Source organism: Mucilaginibacter sp., from assembly GCF_025362475.1.
Taxonomy (GTDB): domain Bacteria; phylum Bacteroidota; class Bacteroidia; order Sphingobacteriales; family Sphingobacteriaceae; genus Mucilaginibacter.
The window spans coordinates 1-18,902 of record NZ_JANYGH010000071.1; the positions used below are offsets into that span (position 1 = coordinate 1).

The window sequence follows — 18,902 nt, forward strand, 5'->3', positions numbered from 1 at the left end:
GGACCTGTCAGTCTGAGCCTGTCGAAGACTCGCGCGGAGAGGCCTTTGCCCGCTATCCTTCGACAGGCTCAGGATGACAGCCATTTTTGTTACGTCATTTCCCCTTCAGAGGCCACCGGATTTTACCACTCAGGATGACAAACCTTGTAAAACGTCATTTTGCCTTCAGAGTTTCGCGAAATTTTATCAACTCAGGATGACAAGACTTTTAAAGCGTCGTTTTCTCTTCAGAGTTTGGCAAATTTTATACCTCTTACTGCAATGAGGTGGGTACATTGAAATGTGAGTTGATAGTCAGATATTTGGAATAGGACGCCTTTTTGCTGGCAGCCCTCTTAATTACGCCCCAACCAGCCCCGCCATCTCATTCAAGAACAGTAACGCCTGGTCAATACTGTGTACTCCTTCCACGCTAAGGCGCAAAGTGTTTTTAACTTCTTTTAAATTGGTGCGGCGTGGGTTACCTTGCACAAAGGCCAATACGTTATGGAAGGCCTCTGTTTCAAAATAAGTTGATTGCTGGTCGGTTATAAAGTAGCCGCGTAATACATTTTTTTTTAAGGAGATCTTTTCAAATCCAATAGCTTTGCCCATCCATTGCAGGCGCATGGTATTCAGCAAATCATGTACCTGTGGTGGTATCGGTCCAAAACGATCGTGTAATTGCTGCTGAAAGGCCGATAATTCAACCTCAGATTCCAGCTTGGATAGTTCGGTGTATAGGTTATATCGCTCGGCTATATTGGTTACGTATTCATCAGGAATTAATATCTCCTGGTCGGTATCTATTTGGGTAAAGGAGATGTATGGCCTTGGCTTATCATCGGGGAAAACGCCTTTAAACTCATCATCCTTTAATTCCTGGATAGCTTCATCCAATATCTTGTGATACATTTCGAAGCCTATTTCGGCAATAAAACCGCTTTGCTCGGCACCAAGCAGGTTTCCGCTGCCGCGGATGTCCAGATCGCGCATGGCTACGTTAAAGCCGCTGCCCAGGTCACTAAACTCTTCAATGGCGCTCAGGCGCTTGCGGGCCTCGCTGGTAAGCGTTGATAAAGGAGGGCTCAACAGGTAGCAATAGGCTTTTTTATTGCTCCTGCCCACGCGTCCGCGCATTTGGTGCAGATCGCTCAGGCCAAACATATGGGCGTAGTTAATGATGATGGTGTTAGCGTTCGGAATATCCAGGCCGGCCTCAATAATGGTAGTGGCCACCAACACATCATACTCATGGTTCACAAACTTCAGCATCACATCTTCCAGTGCATCGCCTTCTAACTGTCCGTGCGCAATCCCAATGCGGGCTTTTGGCACCAGTTTACGGATCATTCCGCCCAACTGAGGCAAATCGGCAACACGGTTGTGAATAAAAAAGATCTGCCCGTCGCGCTCAATCTCAAATTCAACGGCCTCTTTTATGAGCTTGTCATTAAACACATGCAGCTCAGTAACTACAGGCTGCCTGTTTGGCGGAGGGGTTGATATGATAGAAAGGTCACGTGCACCCATCAGCGAGAAATGCAGCGTACGGGGTATAGGTGTAGCGGTAAGCGTAAGCGTATCTACATTGGCGCGCATTTGTTTCAGCTTCTCTTTGGTTGATACGCCAAACTTCTGCTCTTCGTCAATGATCATCAACCCCAAATCCTTAAACTTTACGTCCTTACTCACCAGACGGTGTGTGCCTATAATGATATCTACCTTGCCATCCTTCAGCTTATCTAAGGTATCCTTGATCTGCCTGCTGGTTTTAAACCGGTTGATGTAATCAATATTAGCCGGGAAGCCTTTTAGTCTATCGGTAAATGTTTTGTAATGCTGGGCTGCTAAAATAGTGGTAGGCACTAATATGGCTACCTGTTTGCTATCGGCAACGGCCTTAAATGCCGCGCGAATGGCAACCTCTGTTTTACCAAAGCCCACGTCGCCACATATCAGCCTATCCATAGGATGCGGCGATTCCATATCCTTTTTAAAATCGGCAGTAGCTTTTTCCTGGTCTGGGGTATCCTCATAAATGAAGGATGCTTCAAGTTCGGTTTGCAGGTAACTATCGGGCGAAAAGGCATTGCCATGCTGTGCTTTACGCAGTGCATAAAGCTTGATCAGATCGCGGGCGATGTCTTTAACTTTTTTTTTTGTAGTTTTTTTAAGTCTCTCCCAGGTATCGGTACCCAATTTGTTCATTTTGGGTACAGTACCCTCCTTACCGCTGTATTTGGAAATGCGGTTAAGCGAGTTGATGTTTACGTAAAGCAAGTCGTTATCGGCATATATCAACCGGATCATTTCCTGTTGTTTGCCATTAACTTCCACTTTTTCCAGGCCGGCGTATTTGCCAATGCCATGGTCAATATGGGTTACGTAATCGCCGGGTTTAAGGTCGCGCAGTTCTTTCAGGGTGATAGCCTGCGAACGCTGGTAACCTTTTTTGAGCTTATATTTATAATAACGATCAAAAATCTGGTGGTCAGTATAGCAGGCCAGTTTTTGCTCCTGGTCCACAAACCCTTCCCTTATCGAAATGCTTACCGGGGTAAATTTTGCTGTTTTATCCAGGTCATCCAAAATGGCATAAAGCCTTTCTACCTGCCTGGAAGAGTCGGTAAGGATAAAGTTTTGAATTTTCTCCGTCTCGTTATTTTTAAAATTATGGATAAGCAGCGTAAAATCTTTATTAAAAGATGGCTGCGGACGCATATCAAAATTGATGGCTGCGCTTGGCTGATAAAAAAATTGTTTACCAAATTCAACAACCGGGAAATCATGCAGCTGATCGGCAATCAGTTTCTCGTCTGTAAAGCCAAATTTAGGGTCTATCCAGTCCGGGTTCTGCGTTTTTTCATCAGCAGATAGGGCCTTCCATAAATTGGTTGCCTTTTTAAAACCGCTTTGGATAATATCCAGCGTAAACTGTACATCTTTTATCCAAATCTGCGTGCCTGCATCCACATATTCTAACAGGGAGATGTTACTTTCTGTTAAAAATTTAGATTGCACATTGGGCACAATAGTGATGGTTTTTACCTGCTCAACAGATAGCTGGCTTTCAATCTCAAACGTGCGGATTGATTCAATAAAATCGCCAAAGAACTCTACACGGTAGGGCAGGTTATGCGAAAACGAGAAAATATCAACAATGCCACCCCTTACAGAAAACTGGCCCGGTTCGTAAACAAAGTCAACCCGGTCAAAATCGTATTCAATTAAAAACTCATTAATAAAATCGATACTTAGCTTATTGCTAACGGCAATCTCAAGTGTGTTTTTTTCAAGGGATGCACGGTCTATAACTTTTTCGGCGAGTGCTTCAGGGTAGGTAACAATCAGCTGGCCAAACTCAGACGAATGGTTAAGCTCATTCAATACCTCGGCACGGGCAAGCACGTTGCTGCTATCGGGCTGGGTAAATTCAAATGGCTTGCGGTATGATGAGGGGAAAAGTAATACCTCTTTACCGGTAAGGTTCTCCAGGTCGGCCTGGAAATAGCCGGCCTCTTCGCGTTCGGGCAATACAAACACCATGTGTTTGTGCTGTAAAAAATACAATGCTACCGCCATGGCCGCATCACTTGACCCGACTAAACCACGAAGTTGTACCCTTGGATTTTTGGAAGCATTAAGCGCGGTGGCCAATGCCTTAATCCGGTCATCAACTTTATATCTATCTAATATATCACGGATGTTCAAACTGCTGCAAATGTACGCAAAAAAGCCCTTTTTAATAAATCCTTATAAATTGTATAAATCAATGCAAACAATATGCAGATTTAATTACTTTTTAATTATAAATTCAAGGAATATTTCCTCGGAATTCGACCTAAATTTTCAACTAAAATTAAATCATCATGAAGAATGCAGTTTTATGGGGTGGCTTTATCGGCGTATTAAGTATTATCTGGATGTTTGTTTCGCACTCCATGGGGGTAACGCCGCTTAAGGATACCGTGGCCCCATTTGAATATTTTTCGGTCCTGATCCCTGCGGCCGGGTTGTTTATTGGCATCTGGAGCTATCGTAAAACCGATTGTAAAGGCCAGATGGGCTTTTTAGAAGCATTGATACAAAGCTTTAAGATACTAATTGCCGGTGGAGCAATAACCGTTTTTGGGGCCATATTGTATTTTAGCTACGTGTCAACAGACAATACCTTGCGTGACTTCTCGGGCCGCATATTCGGAGCCCTGCTGGTTGGTGTATTATTGGCGTTTGCAGTATCTTTACTGTTCACCAATAAATCAAATAAAGTTGATTAAACAGCTTTTTTCAAAATACTTTGAGCTTGCTTTTTGGATAATCGCGATGTTGTGCCTGACTTTTACTTCGCCGCAGGCCACATCGCATTTTACTTTATGCCCATTAAAATTATTGGGCGTAACCTGGTGCCCGGGCTGTGGCCTGGGGCATTCTATCATCTACCTGTTTCACGGGCAAATTAAAAACTCTCTTCATGCCCATTGGCTGGGCATACCTGCGGTACTGGTAATTTTTCACCGGATATATGTGATAAGTAGCCTCCGCTTTTTTTCTTCAACGCAGAAAAAGTTCATCCGATAGCACAGGTTTTTGTCTCGATTCCTGACGCTAATCTCTTGATTCTATTTTCACCGCCAAAACTCAGTATTTCACCGACTTGTTTCCCCCGCTAACCTATAAGGCGTAGGTGTTTATGGTGTGCAGGCATACCTTTATATCATAAAACAAACACAAACTTAATCTTTAATAAGATGGACTCTTACCCAAACCCATATATGATGTTCGACGGCGTAACTCCCGAAGAATTTGCCTTTTTACAACAGGCCACAGCATCACTGAATGAAAATCAGATAAAATATTTTATGAGCATTTACTACGGCAAACGCAGAAACCCCCAGGATTTAATGCTGGCTACCTTATTGGGTTTTGTAGGTGCAGCCGGCGTTCAACGTTTTCTTACCGATCAGATAGGTATGGGATTGCTATACTTTTTCACCGCCGGCTTTTGCTTTATCGGTACCATTGTTGATTTGATCAACTATAAAAACATAGCCAACGAATACAATCAAAAAATGGCTTTTGAAAGTTTCAACATCGTTAAAATGAGCAACTAAGATCCCCATAGAGGGCTTCAGTTTCAACTATATATACAATGAAAAAATCCACCTTCTGTTATGGGGTGGATTTTTTGTTTTTCAAAAAGGCCTATCAGAGCTTCGCGGGCTCGCCATGACAGGCCTTTTTGAAATTATTTTTCTTGATTCTTTTCTCTACTTTCCCATTGCTTTATCCCTTACCGCTTTGAATTCAGATCCTGGTTTCCAACCGGGGAAGGTGGTTTCGTTACCCAGTTTTGTACCTACCCTGAAAAGGATATCGGCTACCTGGGCCATGCCCGTAGCATCCATATCGCTGCTGTAGTTATCTGCCTGCTGGTGATAGCGCAGCTCGCCATATTCTTTTTGCTTATCGGCACCATAGGTCGCTCCCTGCGTTTTGCTGATACTGCCATTGTTGATATCAAGCGCAGGTACACCAAGCTTGGCAAAGTTAAAATGATCTGAGCGGTAATAACTGCCAGAACCCGGTGTCCGGTCGCCAACTACAGTTAGCCCATCCTGTTTGGAAAAATCGGCCACATAATCTTCCAGGTCGTTTTGGCCTTTGCCGGTGATGGCAATGTCTTTGGTTTCGCCATAGCTGCCCAATGCGTCCATATTGAGGTCGGCTACAGTTTTATTGAGCGGGTAAACCGGGTGGGTTGCGTAGTATTCTGAACCCAGCAAGCCCTGTTCTTCGCCGGTAACGGCAAGAAAAACAATAGATCGCTGTGGTTTTTCCTTTGCGTTTTTAAATGCATTGGCTACGCTAATGATAGCGGCAACACCGCTTGCATTATCAACCGCACCGTTGTAAATGCTGTCGCCTTTGGCATCCGGCTTGCCAACACCAAGGTGATCCCAGTGGGCAGTATATAATATATATTCATTAGGCCTTGCGCTACCTTTTAGGGTGCCTATAACATTACGCGATGTGGAGTATTTTAATTTATTGCTGATGCTTAAAGAAATATCCCTGTTTAGCGGGATGGCCTTAAATCCTTTTTGGCGGGCAATGGCGCGGATATCGCCGGTTACACCTGCATCTGCCAGGAGTTGTTTGGCGGCATCCTCGCTCATCCAGCCTTCTACCTTACAGCGGGACATGTGCTTATCGTTTTGCTGCAGGTAAAGTTTTGCACCTGTGAAACTGTTTTGAACTACTTTCCAGCCATAGCTTGCCGGGGCTGTTTGGTGCACAATGATCACGCCGGCGGCTCCTTGCCGGGCGGCTTCCTCATATTTGTATGTCCAGCGGCCATAATAGGTCATGGTGTCACCTTTGAAAAAGTCGGAGTGCCCAGACTTAAATCCCGGATCATTAACCAGCACAATTACAGTTTTACCTTTTACATCTAATCCTGCATAATCATTCCATCCGTATTCTGGTGCAATAACACCATAGCCGGCAAATATCAATGGCGACTTTTTTAGTTCGAGCGCATTTACTTCCTGGCGGGTTGAGGCTACAAAATCAGTAGTGGCATGCAGGCTCATTGGTGTTTTACCGCCGCTGATCTCCATGGTTTCTGATGGTGTGCTGGTGATCTCCACCATCGGCACATCCTGAAAATAACTGCCATTGTTACCCGGCTCTAATCCGGCTTTTTTGAACTCAGAAGAGATGTAGGCAACTGCCTTGTTTTCACCCTCGGTAAAGGGTTTGCGGCCCATTAATGAATCGGCTGCTAATACAGCAATCTGTGCTTTAATTTCATCGGGAGTTATCGCCTTTTCTGCTTCCTTAGTTTTGGTGTCCTGACTGCAGCCTGTAAACAAAGCCCCGCCGGTTAGCAGTAAAAAACAAGTATGTTTGATGTTCATGAGTGTTGTGTTTTTTCAAATGTAAGTAAATGGAGGCTCATTGTGCAACAGGCCAGCTCATGGTTTGATGTTGTACTTTTTAACAATACCGGGGTAAACATCTATGAACGAGTTTGATTTTCCGTTGCGATCAAATATCTGTTCCCAGGTACTTAATGGTTCCCAAATGAATGAACCAATACCCTTGCCGCCCGGAACGGTGAAGGCAATATCATTAACTTCTTTTTTTAGCTGGGTATACTCCGCAACCATAATCTGCTTGTTGTAGCGTTTAGATAGATCGGCCATGTTGGCTTTCAGGTCATCGGGTGTACCGTGCCATTTGGGATAATAAGATAAGCCAATTACATCAAAGGGTAAATTACGCGCTGTCATGTTATCCATAAAAAAGCGCGACTCGAGACTTTGCCCGCCCAAAGCAATGTGCACCATAATTATTGTTTTTGGGCTAATTGCTTTCACCCCTTTTGTTCCCGCATATATCAACTGAGCCAAACTATCCAGGTTATTGATCTGCCCATCGGGCCATATCATACCATGGTTTATTTCGTTGCCAACCTGTACCATATCGGGCGTGGTGCCTTGATCCTTTAGTTGTTGCATCACCATGGTGGTGTAATCCTGAACAGACTTTTTTAGGGTGGTGAAATCCTGGCCAACCCATGCTGCCGGTTTGTTTTGCTGCTGCGGATCGGCCCAATAATCGCTGTAATGAAAATCGAGCAGGAGTTTCATGCCTGCGGCTTTAACCCGTTTGGCCATTTGTTTGGTATGTTCCAGGTCGCAAAAGCCTTTATTGGGTGAGTAGCCTTTGGGGCCGGCAGGGGCATTAAATATCCTCAAACGGATATAGTTAAAACCATGCTCCTTTAGTATCTGAATCGCATCCTTTTCAACTCCCTTATCACTGAACCTGACGCCTTTGGCTTCCAGTTCGGGCAGGAAAGATATATCAGCCCCTAATATTTTATCTTTTACTGTTTTGGCTATGTATTTGTCATTAGTGACTTTATGGGGCACGCCCGGCTGCACCGTATGGATCTCGGTTGAGCCGGTCCATAAGCTATCAGATTTTGCCTCGAATTTTATGTGACCGAGCGTACGGCCGGCTATCACCTTAACCCAAAGCAGCCCGTTTTTTAAATTAGCCTGTGCCGCGGTATCAGCGATTTTAGCTCCTGCATCTTTTTTATCCTGAGTAGTAATTGCCGCGATATGGGCATCTCCCTGAACCGAAAACCGGATAAGATTGCCTGCCGTTTTTACTTCGTTGCCTTTGCTATCAATTACTACCACCTTTATCATGACATCATCGGTGCCGTTGGCCAGCATGGTGGTTTTATAGGGAGTAATCTGAACTTCGGCCGGTTGACCAGCTGGCTTTACGGCTCTGCGACGCTGAGCGGAGGCTGTTGAAACAACAAGCAGCAGGGCTATTACGGTAATACAATTGAAGAAATGCTTTTGCATAGAAATATAGTTGATTGCCTAAAGGTAGCGGTTTTATTGTGCGCCTTACCATTGAGAGGGGTAGCATGAACAACATCGCCGAATTTTTACAATTCAAATAACGGATGATCTTACAGTAAAAGATAAGCAGTTTTTAGTCTTTTTCTGTTGGATGGGGGCGGGGGAAACTGTTTTTTAAATGGGGCCTGCTCAGTAAAATTATTCGCCATGCTATTTCTGCGCTTAACAATGCGGTTATAGCAAAGCCTGCCGCTGTTAATGCTTTTGGTGTTGAAGAAAGCGCCCCACCCAATGCCACCCCATAAACTATAAAAGGTAACAAAAGCACAAGGCAAAGGCCCGTTATGCTTAATGGGATACGGAAAGGCCTTTTTTTATCCGGCTCCTTTATACGTAGCTGTACCAGGGCGATGTACTCTAATGACAAACCAGCGCCATAAACGGTAACATCTATAATGAGCAGATCGGCAAAGGTCCAAAGAATCATAAAGCTTACTACCAATGAACAAATGATAATGGATACATAGGGTGTTTTAAAGCGTTTGTGCAGCTTGTTAAGGCCAGCTGGCAGTAAATGATCCTCGGCCATTACCTGGGGCACGCGTGATACTGATAATAATACCGCTGCATAAATACCCAGCGTACTGGCCATGCCGCCAATGGCAATTGCCACGCCAAGCCATTTCCCGGCAATGAGCACGCCTAAAGCAGGGAAACCATTGTTTGTTAAGGTATCGTGATTGATGCCCGATTGCTGGGCTATCCAGGTGATAAAAAAGTAAACAACAATAACCAGGGCAAAGGCGATAAGCATAGATACCAGGTAGGAGCGCACCGGTTTTTCAACCTCCTCGGCATAGGTGGTAATGTTATCCCATCCCAGGCAATTCCACATTACGGTGTACAAAGCCATGCCAAACGATGGAAATGTGAGCCCCTTTAATGATGGGGCAGGGATGGTTAATGGCCCCGAGTGGTGGCGGATTGCCAAAACAATTAAAATTAGCACGGGGGCCAATACTACAGCGCTTAAAAACAGGCTTACTTTTCCAACGGGTACTATCCCCAGTATATTTAACCCTCCTGATGCCCAGATGATGAGCAGGCAAACCGGTACCTGGTACTGCAGTAAAACCGGGTAAAAAAATGAAGCGTATTGTACAAAAAGTACGGGGTATATGGCCAGATCCACAAAAGTGTAAAGCCAGGTCCACCATCCCTCGTAAAAACCCCAGCGCGTGCCTAATGCATATTTTACCCACTTGTAATAGCCCCCAGTTACCGGCATCATGCTGTTGAGTTCCAATACGGTGAAAATGGCAGGCACATCCCATAAAAGAGGGGTGAGCAGCAGTATGGCCAATGCGGCGTGGTCGCCGGCATAAGTTAAAAGCGGCTCCAAACCATAAGGCCCGCCGGATACGGTGAAGAAGATAACAGCAACAAGCTGTACAGGCCTTATCTTTCTTAATGCAGCGGGTGATGGCATAAGGTATAAAAATATAACTTAAGCCGTAATTATTGAAGTTTTGTAAGTTTTATTTAAAATGGGCTGAATGTGAAGCCCTTCAATGGCCTATTCTACCAATGGCGTTTTGCGAATTTTGCCTGTTATACTGGAAGGTGCATGCCATTTAAAAGATTTGTCATCCTGAACGATTTGAAGGATCTAATCGCAGACTTTACAAGGCGAAGAAGCCCGGCGAATAGCAGAGCCTTCAAATCGTTCAGGATGACAAAAGGTTTTACCCCGGCGGATACTGTTTTAGTCTTCTAAATAAACGTCCAATAAACCCTCAGGTAAATCGATGTAGATTTCTCCGGCTTCGATATCGATTCCTTTAATTATTTCTAAATTAAGCGGGAACAGCACTTCCTTGTTTTTGTATTGAACAGTAGCTATCAGCTGCTGCGGATATTCCTGTACCTGGATGATCTCGCCCAGTTCGCCATGAGTTTCATCAATGGCGATGAAACCTTCCACATCGTTCAGGGTGAACTCTGCTTTTTTCTTTTTGGGTTTCAGCTTATTGGGTAAGTATATATCCCTTTTTACCATCAGGGCAGCCTTTTCAATGGTATCCACATCCTCCAAATACAAATAAGCATTGCTTTTTTGGAGGTATTTAATGGATTGCACAAAATAAGGAATCATTTTGCCAGAAATATCAATAAAAACGGCATCAAACTTAATGGCATCAAGGTTGTCAAAATCTACATAGATCTGCATTTCACCTTTCAGTCCTTTGGTTTTTAATATACTGCCAACCCTGAAACAATCTTCGGTCTTCATAAAAAATCGTTATTAAACAATAATGGCGAAGAACCTATTGTGAGGTTGCTTCGCCATTGTAGAGAATCAAGATGTAAGAATCAAAACCGAAGCTTTGCAGCTATATGGATTCCCGATCCTTATTTCTTGCTTCTTTAATGAATTATTCTGCGCTATCAGCATCAGCAGCCGGAGCTTCTTCGTCAGCAGGAGCTTCAACTTCTTCGGCAACAGGAGCATTTTTAGCAGCAATTGCAGCAGCTTTTTCTTCCTTCTTTTTAGCCTCAGCAGCCAAAGCAGCTTGACGTGCTTCGTCTTTTGCAGATGTTAAGCTGGTTTTTTTACCGGTGATTTTTCCTTCTTTCAGATCAGTCCACTCAGCAAATTTTGCTGCAGCTTGTTCTTCAGTTAAAGCACCTTTTTTTACACCACCTTCTAAGTGTTTTTTGTACAATACACCTTTGTATGAAAGGATAGCACGACAAGTATCAGTAGGCTGGGCACCTGTGTTAACCCACTCTAAAGTTTTGTCGAAATTAATGTCTATAGTTGCAGGATTGGTGTTTGGGTTGTATGAACCTAAACGCTCAATAAAACGACCGTCGCGAGGAGCGCGGGCATCTGCTACTACGATGTAGTAAAAAGGTTTTCCTTTTTTACCGTGTCTTTGCAGTCTGATCTTAGTTGCCATTTCTTTATTTTATGTATTCAACATGTCCCCGGAGTTCTTTCTGCGGGGATGCAAAGGTATAAATTATTCTTAACAATTTAAAAGCCTTGCAATTAATTATTATTTGGTTGTTGTTTCAATAAAAAAAATTGCAATTTGAGCCGCATGAGCATCATCAGGAAACCACGCATCGCAATTGATATGGATGAGGTATTGGCGGATACCATTGATAAATTCATCGAACTATATAAAGAGCGCCATCAAACAAAGGTGTTACTGGCCGATATGCATGGCAAGGAGTTTGGAGAAACACTGCCGCCGCATCTCATTAGTTCTGTAAGGGAGTATGTTAACGAGAAAGGTTTTTTTCGGGATCTGAAAGTGATGCCGGGTAGCCAGGAAGTGGTAAAAGCCCTTATGGAAAAATATGATGTTTATATAGCTTCTGCAGCAATGGAGTTTAAATATTCGCTTGAGGATAAGCACGAGTGGCTGGAAGAGCATTTTCCATTTATATCATGGACCAATATTATTTTTTGCGGCCATAAAGTACTGGATGTGGATATCATGATTGATGACCGGATAAAGAACTTTGTTACTTTCAAAGGGCGAAAACTGTTGTATACATCGCCGCACAATTTATTGGTAGATGGCTTTGAAAGGGTTGATAACTGGCAGGACATCGCCGCCAAATTATTAGATGTATAGCGTTTAGCCGTTTGCCTTTTTATAGTTTAACGGGCGTTTGATTGTGAATAATGCTTTTGCAAGCCAAATATAAAAAGCCAGGTCCACGGGGATAAAAAAGAAACGGGCTCTGTTATAATCAGAGCCCGTTTCTTTTTATTTACATTGATAGAATTTCCACCAACTTTAACAGGTTGGGGTTAATGTCTACATGGTGTTTAATAGCGTGTTCAAATGGAGTGTAGGCAATTTCGTTGTGGATTATGCCAATCATTTCATTACGATGGCCATCTCTTAATGCTTCAACGGCAGCGGCGCCTACACGGCTTGCCAATACTCTATCCATACAGCTTGGTGCACCACCGCGTTGGATGTGGCCCAATATGGATATACGGGTATCATAATTCGGGAATCGTTCCTGTACAAGGCGACCAACTTCAAATGCGCCACCGGCTTCTTCACCTTCGGCAACTATTACTATCCTGGAGGTTTTATCTTTACGACCGTTTTGGAGGCGGTTAAATAAGCCTTCCATGCCGCCCTTGCTTTCCGGAATCAAAATAGCTTCGGCACCGGCTGCAATACCTGTACGCAACGCAATAAGCCCCGAGTCGCGGCCCATTACTTCAATAATGAATAATCGATCGTGTGATTCTGCTGTATCCCGAATCTTATCCACAGCTTCAACAACTGTATTAATAGCTGTATCATAACCTATGGTGAAATCGGTGCCCATCAAATCATTATCAATGGTGCCGGGCAGGCCAATGATAGGTATATCATACTCTGCTCCAAATACTTTAGCGCCGGTAAATGTACCATCGCCGCCAATACCTATAAGGGCATCAACATTATGTTTTTTTAACTGTTCAAAGGCTTGTTGACGACCTTCGGCCGATCTGAAATTATCGCAACGGGCGGTTTTTAAAATAGTACCCCCGCGTTGTATGATGTTTGAAACCGACTTGCGGTTCATAGGTATAAAATCGCCCCTGGTCATTCCTTCATAACCACGACGGATGCCTGTAACATCAATACCATAATATATAGCTGTACGTACAACCGCCCTAATGGCAGCGTTCATCCCCGGGGAGTCTCCTCCTGAAGTATAAAGTCCGATATTTTTAATCTGCGTCATTTTTTATCCTGATATGGTTGGCTTAACCCTACCTTAAAAAATTGAATAATTTAATTAGTGTTGTTAAAAATTGCCGGTATATAAAAAACGCGGCAAACTTTTAAAAGTTGCCGCGAATTTACACTTAATTTTTATATGCTGTGTTACTTTTTGTAAGCCGCGATGCCGCTATCTAAAAAATTAAGATACCTATTTATGTGGTAATCGGCATTATAATGTGGTAAAGTTGTTCCGTTTTTATCAGTCATTTCCTTGCCATCGCTATCAAGCATTACATATAACGGCTGCGAATTTGAGTTGAAGCGGCTTGCTTCCAATTCGCTCCATTTGTCGCCAATGGAAGTTATCTTTTTAAAATTGTAAGTTGATGTATATTGATCTTTAATATCTAAGGTTGCTTTATCATCTACCACAAGTTGTAAAAGGATAAAGTCGTTCTGTAATTTTTTAAATACCACAGGGTCCGACCATACGTTGGCTTCCATATTGCGGCAATTAACGCAGGCAAAGCCCGTAAAATCAATCAATATTGGTTTGTGCAACTCTTTTGAAACCTGTAGTGCCTGGTCATAATCATACCATGGCGCCAGGCCTTTTATTGCAAGGGCCGAATAGTTTGCCGCGTATTTTCGTTCTTTACCGTCTTGGTTTGCTGTTGTTGCCGTAGCGCCGCCCCCCGGTATTGGCGAAAGATCAAAGTCTTGTGTGCCTATTGGTGGTAAAAAGGCCCCGATAGATTTGAGCGGAGCGCCCCACAAACCCGGAATCATATAAACAACGAATGCAAATGCAATTATTGATAAAAATAACCTTGGGATAGATAGATACGGTGTATCACTATCATGCGAAAATTTAATTTTGCCCAGCAGGTAAAGCCCTATCATTAAACCAATAACTATCCAAAGGGATAAAAATACTTCCCTGTCAAACCAATGCCAATGGTAGGCCAGGTCAACGTTCGATAAGAATTTTAGAGCGAAAGCGAGTTCAAGGAATCCTAAAACAACCTTCACGCTATTAAGCCAGCCGCCAGATTTTGGCAGGCTTTTAAGAGCCGACGGAAATAAAGCAAATATTGTAAATGGCAGGGCCAACGCGAGCGAAAAACCAAACATTCCCATTGCTGGTCCAAGCCTATCGCCTTTTGAAGCTGCATCAACCAGTAAAGTGCCAATTATTGGCCCGGTACATGAAAATGAAACCACCACCAGGGTTGATGCCATGAAGAAAATCCCTGTAAGGCCGCCTTTGTCAGAATTTTCATCCAGCTTGTTGGCTAATGAACTGGGTAGGGTAATTTCAAACGCGCCCAGAAATGATATCCCAAATACAATGAGCAGCAGGAAGAAAAAGATATTAAATATACCGTTAGTAGCCAACTCATTAAGTGCGCTTGATCCAAAAATGATGGAGATCAGCAAGCCAAGCGTTACATAAATTACAATGATAGATACACCATAAATAAGTGACTGCATGATGGCCTTGCTTCGGCTGCCGCTCTTTTTGGTAAAAAAGCTTACAGTCAATGGCAATAGCGGATAAATGCAGGGCAGGATAACCGCGGTAAAGCCGCCGATAAGCCCCTCAATAAATATCTGCCAAAGTGTTTTGGCTTTCTCCGGCTTTGGCGCGTCATGCTTAACAACAGGTTTTGCAGCTACCACCTTGGCGGCAGAGTCGGCCGCTTTTTTCCTGATAGCGATACTATCGGCAGCAGTTGGTATATTGGTAAACTGGATATCGCCGGTTGATACTGTTGTATCCTTGCCTCCTTTTTGAGCCGCATAAACAGGCTTTGGAGCGTTTATGCCAAATATAATGAGTAAGGTTACTACAGCTATAGATGTAGGCAACCAGTTGATCTTGCTAAATATTTTCATTGATGTACCAGGGGGAAGTGTTTATTTGCCTAATGGGATGGTAAAGTCAACATCTTCTGGTGGCAGGCATTTTTTATCGTTACAGGTCATGTATGTTAGTTTGCCTGTTACATTGGTTGCCGCAGCCGATTTAAGGCTGATTTTTTGTTGAAAAACAACTTCTTTTTCAAAATAGCTAACATTCATGTTGAAAGCTTTCTCAAACTTAGATATAGGAGTTGGTTCGGCGGTTTTGCCGTTTGTGGCGTAAAGCTTTGATGGGGCAAACTCAAAAGAGGTTTTTATAGGGCCGCCATCGCCAACATTAAGGGAGTAAATATGCCAGCCCGGTTGTATAGTCGCTTTTAAAAATACAATAGCCTCTTTGCTATTTAGTTTTTTAGCAGCATATGACCACCTTACCGGCGATTCAATCTGTGCATAGGCTCCGGCGCAAATAACCAGCGCCACAATCATCAACAATAATTTTTTCATTTATTACTTATTTAAAAATTCAATTTGTTTTAAACTAAACTCATGTTGGCCGCTATTATTTTCAACAACAAGCAAACCTTCATCTTTTACATTAATAATGGTTCCTTTAAAAACCTCACCGTTTGACCGAAAATCCTTTGCCTCGTTTAACCAGTATAGTCGGTTTAAATAGGTGTTCCTTACAAAAGAAAACTTACCGGCCTTTAAGTTAAGGTAGTAAGCCTCAATATGACCGCAAATTTCAGATAATAAAGCTCGTAAATCATAATCTTTATGTAAGATTTGTTTTACAGAAATAGCATTACCGGCCCCGGGTTCAAAATTCTCCTGGTTTATGTTGAGGCCAATGCCAATTATGGCACTTTTTATTTTGTCGCTTTGCAAGTTAGTTTCTATTAAAATACCGCCAAGCTTACGGTCTTCATAATAAATGTCGTTTGGCCATTTTATTTTTAATTTATCGCCAAGTATAGGTTTAAGGGCCTCATAAACGCCCAGGCTTACTACGCGTGTAAGGTCAAACTGCTTAGAAACAGGTAAAAATGAGGGCGTTAGCAATATGCTGAAAGTAAGGTTTTTGCCCGGATCGCTGTGCCATTTGTTTTGCTGCTGGCCCCGGCCGGCATATTGGCTTTCTGCCATAATGACCGTACCTTCGGGCAATGGCTTGGAATTTGACAGTAATGTTTTAAGGAAAATGTTGGTTGAATCAACTTCTTTAATTGTTACCAAATTTTGACCAACAAATAATCCCGAAAATATGTTATTTTGCAAAGTGTAATAATTTTTAACCCAAAAACGTTCAAAACTAATTCTTTTTGATGGTAAAAAATAAAAAGGTAAATCAATCAACCTATATTTCTGAATTGGCTATACATGGTATACAGGAAAAAAAGGGAAATGAAATAGTAAGGTTAGACCTTCGTAACTTAAATAGTTCGGTAACAGATTACTTTGTAGTTTGCCATGCCGACTCAACCACACAGGTTAAAGCTATAGCGAATAGCGTTGAAGACGAAATTTTTAATGCTACCCAACAAGAGCCATGGCGCAAGGAAGGGCTGGAATATGGCGAATGGATACTGCTTGACTATGTGGATGTTGTGGTCCACATTTTCAGAACCGAGAAGCGCGAGTTTTATGGCGTAGAGGAATTATGGGGGGATGCAGAAATTAAATATTACAAAAGCGCTTAATTGCTGGTCACATAAAGGCCCGTGGAAGCGTCATGCTAATAATTATGTATTTTAAATTATAGATATTAAGTTTGGCTCGTAACAAAGAAATGAAAGATAATAAAGATAATAAATCAGAAAGTCCGAAACCGATAAGGAAGATTCTAAATAAAAAAACAACTCCTAAACCACCTAAGTTTAACATTATGTGGATTTATGGTATTATTGTTTTAGCGTTTCTGTTGGCGTCTACCTTGTTAGGCGGAGATAATGGTGCGCGAATCACCTATCAGGATTTTGAAACTAACATGCTGAAGCAGCATGATGTTGACAGAATAATTGCGTACAAAAGCGGTGATTTAATAATTGCCGAGGTTTATATTAAGAAGGAAAGCCTGAGTAAACAACGTTATGTTTCTGATAGTGGAAAACAACAGCATTTATTTAGCGCTTCAAACAATGGTCCTCAGTATACTTTTACTGATGATTCATACGAGAGCTTAAAAAAATCTATTGCCGCTGTAGAAAGCACAGATCCTACAGCTCCCAAAATTTCGGTTGAGCTTCAGCAGGGTCGCGAAAGCCTTTTATCTAACTGGTTAGTACAGGGAGTTATTATGGTGATCTTGTTTGCCGCTGTTTGGATATTCATTATGCGCCGTATGTCTGGTGGTTCAGGCGGTGGCCCGGGCGGACAAATTTTCAACATCGGTAAATCAAAAGCTACCCTGTTTGATAAAGAAGCTCAGGTTTCGGTTACGTTTAACGATGTTGCCGGTCTTGAGGAAGCCAAACAAGAGGTAATGGAGATTGTAGATTTCCTGAAAAACCCTAAAAAATATACCAATCTGGGTGGTAAAATACCTAAAGGCGCATTGCTGGTAGGCTCACCTGGTACAGGTAAAACCTTATTGGCTAAAGCTGTGGCTGGTGAAGCGCAGGTGCCATTCTTCTCCCTTTCGGGTTCAGATTTTGTGGAGATGTTTGTAGGGGTGGGTGCATCACGTGTTCGTGATTTATTCCGCCAGGCTAAAGATAAAGCCCCTTGTATTATATTTATTGATGAGATTGATGCCATTGGCCGTGCCCGTGGTAAAAACAATATTGTTGGTGGTAATGATGAGCGCGAAAATACATTGAACCAGTTATTGGTTGAAATGGATGGTTTTGGTACCGATTCTGGTATAATTATTCTTGCTGCAACCAACCGTCCGGATGTATTGGATTCTGCATTATTACGCCCGGGCCGCTTTGACAGACAGGTATCAATTGATAAACCGGATTTGATAGGCCGTGAGCAGATCTTTAAGGTTCACTTGAAGCCTATTAAGCTTAATGAAGGTGTTGATGCTAAAAAATTATCGGCACAAACACCAGGTTTTGCAGGTGCCGAGATTGCCAATGTTTGTAACGAGGCTGCCCTGATTGCCGCCCGTAAAAATAAAGAATCGGTAGATATGACCGATTTCCAGGATGCCATTGACCGTGTGATTGGTGGTTTGGAGAAGAAGAACAAAATAATATCACCCGAAGAAAAACGTATTGTAGCTTACCACGAAGCGGGCCATGCTATTGCAGGCTGGTTCCTGGAGCATGCCGATCCGTTGGTTAAAGTATCTATAGTGCCAAGGGGTGTAGCAGCATTGGGTTATGCTCAATATCTGCCAAAAGAGCAGTTTTTGTACACTACCGAGCAATTGTTAGATGAAATGAGTGTTTCTATGGGTGGCCGGGTTGCTGAAGACATCGTTTTTGGAAAAATTTCGACCGGAGCCTTAAGCGATTTGGAACGTATTACCAAGCTTGCTTATGCCATGACTAAAATTTACGGTATGAATGGCAATGTAGGTAACGTATCCTTCTATGATCCGCAGGGAGAGTACCAGTTTAATAAACCATATTCAGACACAACTGCTGAAATGATTGACAACGAAGTACGTAAACTGGTTGATGAGGTTTATCAAAAAACCAAAGTATTGTTGAACGAAAAACGCGAAGGTTTAGAGAAAATAGCTCAAAAACTGTTAGAAAAAGAAGTGTTGTTCCAAAGTGATCTGGAAGAGATATTAGGAAAACGCCCATTTGATGAACGAACCACTTATGATAAATTTGTAAATGGTGAAGCTGCTATGAACCCTGATGTTGATAACAACGCTATTCCTGAAACTGTAACCAATCCTGAGTTATCAAGGATTGACGGGCAGGAGCCAAAAGTTTAATAAAAACAACATTAT

Annotated in this window: 16 protein-coding genes; 6 read left to right on the top strand and 10 right to left on the bottom strand. The window is 42.7% G+C overall.

Features of this window, described 5'->3' with window-relative positions; all coding sequences use genetic code 11:
• Positions 1-339: 339 nt before the first annotated feature.
• Positions 340-3,693 carry a transcription-repair coupling factor gene (gene mfd, locus Q0R88_RS24465; RefSeq protein ID WP_295721050.1) on the bottom strand — a complete coding sequence of 1,118 codons (3,354 nt, stop codon included), beginning with the start codon at positions 3,691-3,693 and terminating at the stop codon, positions 340-342.
• Between the two features lie 158 nt (positions 3,694-3,851).
• On the opposite strand from mfd, the gene Q0R88_RS24470 reads away from it, so the two are divergent.
• From Q0R88_RS24470 to Q0R88_RS24480, 3 genes are all read left to right on the top strand, one after another.
• A complete protein-coding gene (locus Q0R88_RS24470) occupies positions 3,852-4,259 on the top strand; it encodes a DUF4199 domain-containing protein (RefSeq protein WP_295721051.1) in 408 nt (135 codons plus the stop codon).
• 46 nt (positions 4,260-4,305) lie between these two features.
• The gene (locus Q0R88_RS24475; RefSeq protein WP_295721114.1) at positions 4,306-4,560 is read left to right on the top strand and encodes a DUF2752 domain-containing protein; all 255 of its coding nucleotides are present in this window, start codon (positions 4,306-4,308) and stop codon (positions 4,558-4,560) included.
• A 170-nt stretch (positions 4,561-4,730) separates the two neighbouring features.
• Positions 4,731-5,093: a TM2 domain-containing protein gene (locus Q0R88_RS24480; RefSeq protein WP_295721052.1), complete on the top strand. Its 363-nt coding sequence runs from the start codon at positions 4,731-4,733 to the stop codon at positions 5,091-5,093.
• 156 nt (positions 5,094-5,249) lie between these two features.
• Here the strand turns inward: Q0R88_RS24480 and Q0R88_RS24485 are convergent, their stop codons facing one another.
• The 5 genes from Q0R88_RS24485 to Q0R88_RS24505 all read right to left on the bottom strand — a co-directional run bounded on the left by Q0R88_RS24485 (position 5,250) and on the right by Q0R88_RS24505 (position 11,335).
• Positions 5,250-6,902 carry a M28 family metallopeptidase gene (locus tag Q0R88_RS24485; RefSeq protein ID WP_295721053.1) on the bottom strand — a complete coding sequence of 551 codons (1,653 nt, stop codon included), beginning with the start codon at positions 6,900-6,902 and terminating at the stop codon, positions 5,250-5,252.
• 57 nt (positions 6,903-6,959) lie between these two features.
• Positions 6,960-8,372, bottom strand: coding sequence for a glycosyl hydrolase 53 family protein (locus Q0R88_RS24490; protein WP_295721054.1), 1,413 nt, complete (start codon positions 8,370-8,372; stop codon positions 6,960-6,962).
• Positions 8,373-8,505: 133 nt separating this feature from the next.
• Entirely contained in the window at positions 8,506-9,861 is a 1,356-nt protein-coding gene (locus Q0R88_RS24495) for an APC family permease (RefSeq protein WP_295721055.1), read from the bottom strand.
• A 276-nt stretch (positions 9,862-10,137) separates the two neighbouring features.
• Complete coding sequence (gene rimM / locus Q0R88_RS24500) at positions 10,138-10,665, bottom strand: ribosome maturation factor RimM (RefSeq protein ID WP_295721056.1); 528 nt, start codon at positions 10,663-10,665, stop codon at positions 10,138-10,140.
• A 142-nt stretch (positions 10,666-10,807) separates the two neighbouring features.
• On the bottom strand, positions 10,808-11,335 hold the full coding sequence (locus Q0R88_RS24505; protein WP_295721057.1) for a 30S ribosomal protein S16: 528 nt from the start codon (positions 11,333-11,335) through the stop codon (positions 10,808-10,810).
• Positions 11,336-11,479: 144 nt separating this feature from the next.
• Here Q0R88_RS24505 and Q0R88_RS24510 point away from each other — a divergent pair, with 144 nt between their 5' ends.
• A complete protein-coding gene (locus tag Q0R88_RS24510; RefSeq protein WP_295721058.1) occupies positions 11,480-12,022 on the top strand; it encodes a 5'(3')-deoxyribonucleotidase in 543 nt (180 codons plus the stop codon).
• A gap of 139 nt (positions 12,023-12,161) precedes the next feature.
• On the opposite strand, the gene pfkA is transcribed toward Q0R88_RS24510, so the two are convergent.
• From pfkA to Q0R88_RS24530, 4 genes are all read right to left on the bottom strand, one after another.
• The gene (pfkA, locus tag Q0R88_RS24515; protein ID WP_295721059.1) at positions 12,162-13,139 is read right to left on the bottom strand and encodes a 6-phosphofructokinase; all 978 of its coding nucleotides are present in this window, start codon (positions 13,137-13,139) and stop codon (positions 12,162-12,164) included.
• Between the two features lie 143 nt (positions 13,140-13,282).
• Positions 13,283-15,019, bottom strand: coding sequence for a cytochrome c biogenesis protein CcdA (locus tag Q0R88_RS24520; RefSeq protein ID WP_295721060.1), 1,737 nt, complete (start codon positions 15,017-15,019; stop codon positions 13,283-13,285).
• Between the two features lie 21 nt (positions 15,020-15,040).
• Positions 15,041-15,493 (bottom strand): protein-disulfide reductase DsbD N-terminal domain-containing protein, encoded by a 453-nt coding sequence (locus Q0R88_RS24525; protein WP_295721061.1) that lies wholly within the window; start codon positions 15,491-15,493, stop codon positions 15,041-15,043.
• Between the two features lie 3 nt (positions 15,494-15,496).
• Positions 15,497-16,267, bottom strand: a complete 771-nt coding sequence (locus tag Q0R88_RS24530; RefSeq protein ID WP_295721062.1) for a biotin--[acetyl-CoA-carboxylase] ligase — start codon at positions 16,265-16,267, stop codon at positions 15,497-15,499.
• A 47-nt stretch (positions 16,268-16,314) separates the two neighbouring features.
• Here Q0R88_RS24530 and rsfS point away from each other — a divergent pair, with 47 nt between their 5' ends.
• Both rsfS and ftsH read left to right on the top strand, forming a co-directional pair.
• Positions 16,315-16,689 carry a ribosome silencing factor gene (rsfS, locus tag Q0R88_RS24535; RefSeq protein WP_295721063.1) on the top strand — a complete coding sequence of 125 codons (375 nt, stop codon included), beginning with the start codon at positions 16,315-16,317 and terminating at the stop codon, positions 16,687-16,689.
• A gap of 89 nt (positions 16,690-16,778) precedes the next feature.
• Entirely contained in the window at positions 16,779-18,887 is a 2,109-nt protein-coding gene (gene ftsH, locus Q0R88_RS24540) for an ATP-dependent zinc metalloprotease FtsH (protein WP_295721064.1), read from the top strand.
• The last annotated feature ends 15 nt before the right edge of the window (positions 18,888-18,902 follow it).

What these genes read in the sequence shown, in the direction of transcription:
- rimM (WP_295721056.1), bottom strand. Translation starts at nt 10,665, where the DNA reads ATGAAGACCGAAGATTGTTTCAGGGTTGGCAGTATATTAAAAACCAAA.
- rsfS (WP_295721063.1), top strand. Translation starts at nt 16,315, where the DNA reads ATGGTAAAAAATAAAAAGGTAAATCAATCAACCTATATTTCTGAATTG.
- Q0R88_RS24505 (WP_295721057.1), bottom strand. Translation starts at nt 11,335, where the DNA reads ATGGCAACTAAGATCAGACTGCAAAGACACGGTAAAAAAGGAAAACCT.
- Q0R88_RS24475 (WP_295721114.1), top strand. Translation starts at nt 4,306, where the DNA reads ATGTTGTGCCTGACTTTTACTTCGCCGCAGGCCACATCGCATTTTACT.
- ftsH (WP_295721064.1), top strand. Translation starts at nt 16,779, where the DNA reads ATGAAAGATAATAAAGATAATAAATCAGAAAGTCCGAAACCGATAAGG.
- Q0R88_RS24510 (WP_295721058.1), top strand. Translation starts at nt 11,480, where the DNA reads ATGAGCATCATCAGGAAACCACGCATCGCAATTGATATGGATGAGGTA.
- Q0R88_RS24520 (WP_295721060.1), bottom strand. Translation starts at nt 15,019, where the DNA reads ATGAAAATATTTAGCAAGATCAACTGGTTGCCTACATCTATAGCTGTA.
- Q0R88_RS24495 (WP_295721055.1), bottom strand. Translation starts at nt 9,861, where the DNA reads ATGCCATCACCCGCTGCATTAAGAAAGATAAGGCCTGTACAGCTTGTT.
- Q0R88_RS24525 (WP_295721061.1), bottom strand. Translation starts at nt 15,493, where the DNA reads ATGAAAAAATTATTGTTGATGATTGTGGCGCTGGTTATTTGCGCCGGA.
- Q0R88_RS24470 (WP_295721051.1), top strand. Translation starts at nt 3,852, where the DNA reads ATGAAGAATGCAGTTTTATGGGGTGGCTTTATCGGCGTATTAAGTATT.
- Q0R88_RS24480 (WP_295721052.1), top strand. Translation starts at nt 4,731, where the DNA reads ATGGACTCTTACCCAAACCCATATATGATGTTCGACGGCGTAACTCCC.
- pfkA (WP_295721059.1), bottom strand. Translation starts at nt 13,139, where the DNA reads ATGACGCAGATTAAAAATATCGGACTTTATACTTCAGGAGGAGACTCC.
- Q0R88_RS24490 (WP_295721054.1), bottom strand. Translation starts at nt 8,372, where the DNA reads ATGCAAAAGCATTTCTTCAATTGTATTACCGTAATAGCCCTGCTGCTT.
- Q0R88_RS24485 (WP_295721053.1), bottom strand. Translation starts at nt 6,902, where the DNA reads ATGAACATCAAACATACTTGTTTTTTACTGCTAACCGGCGGGGCTTTG.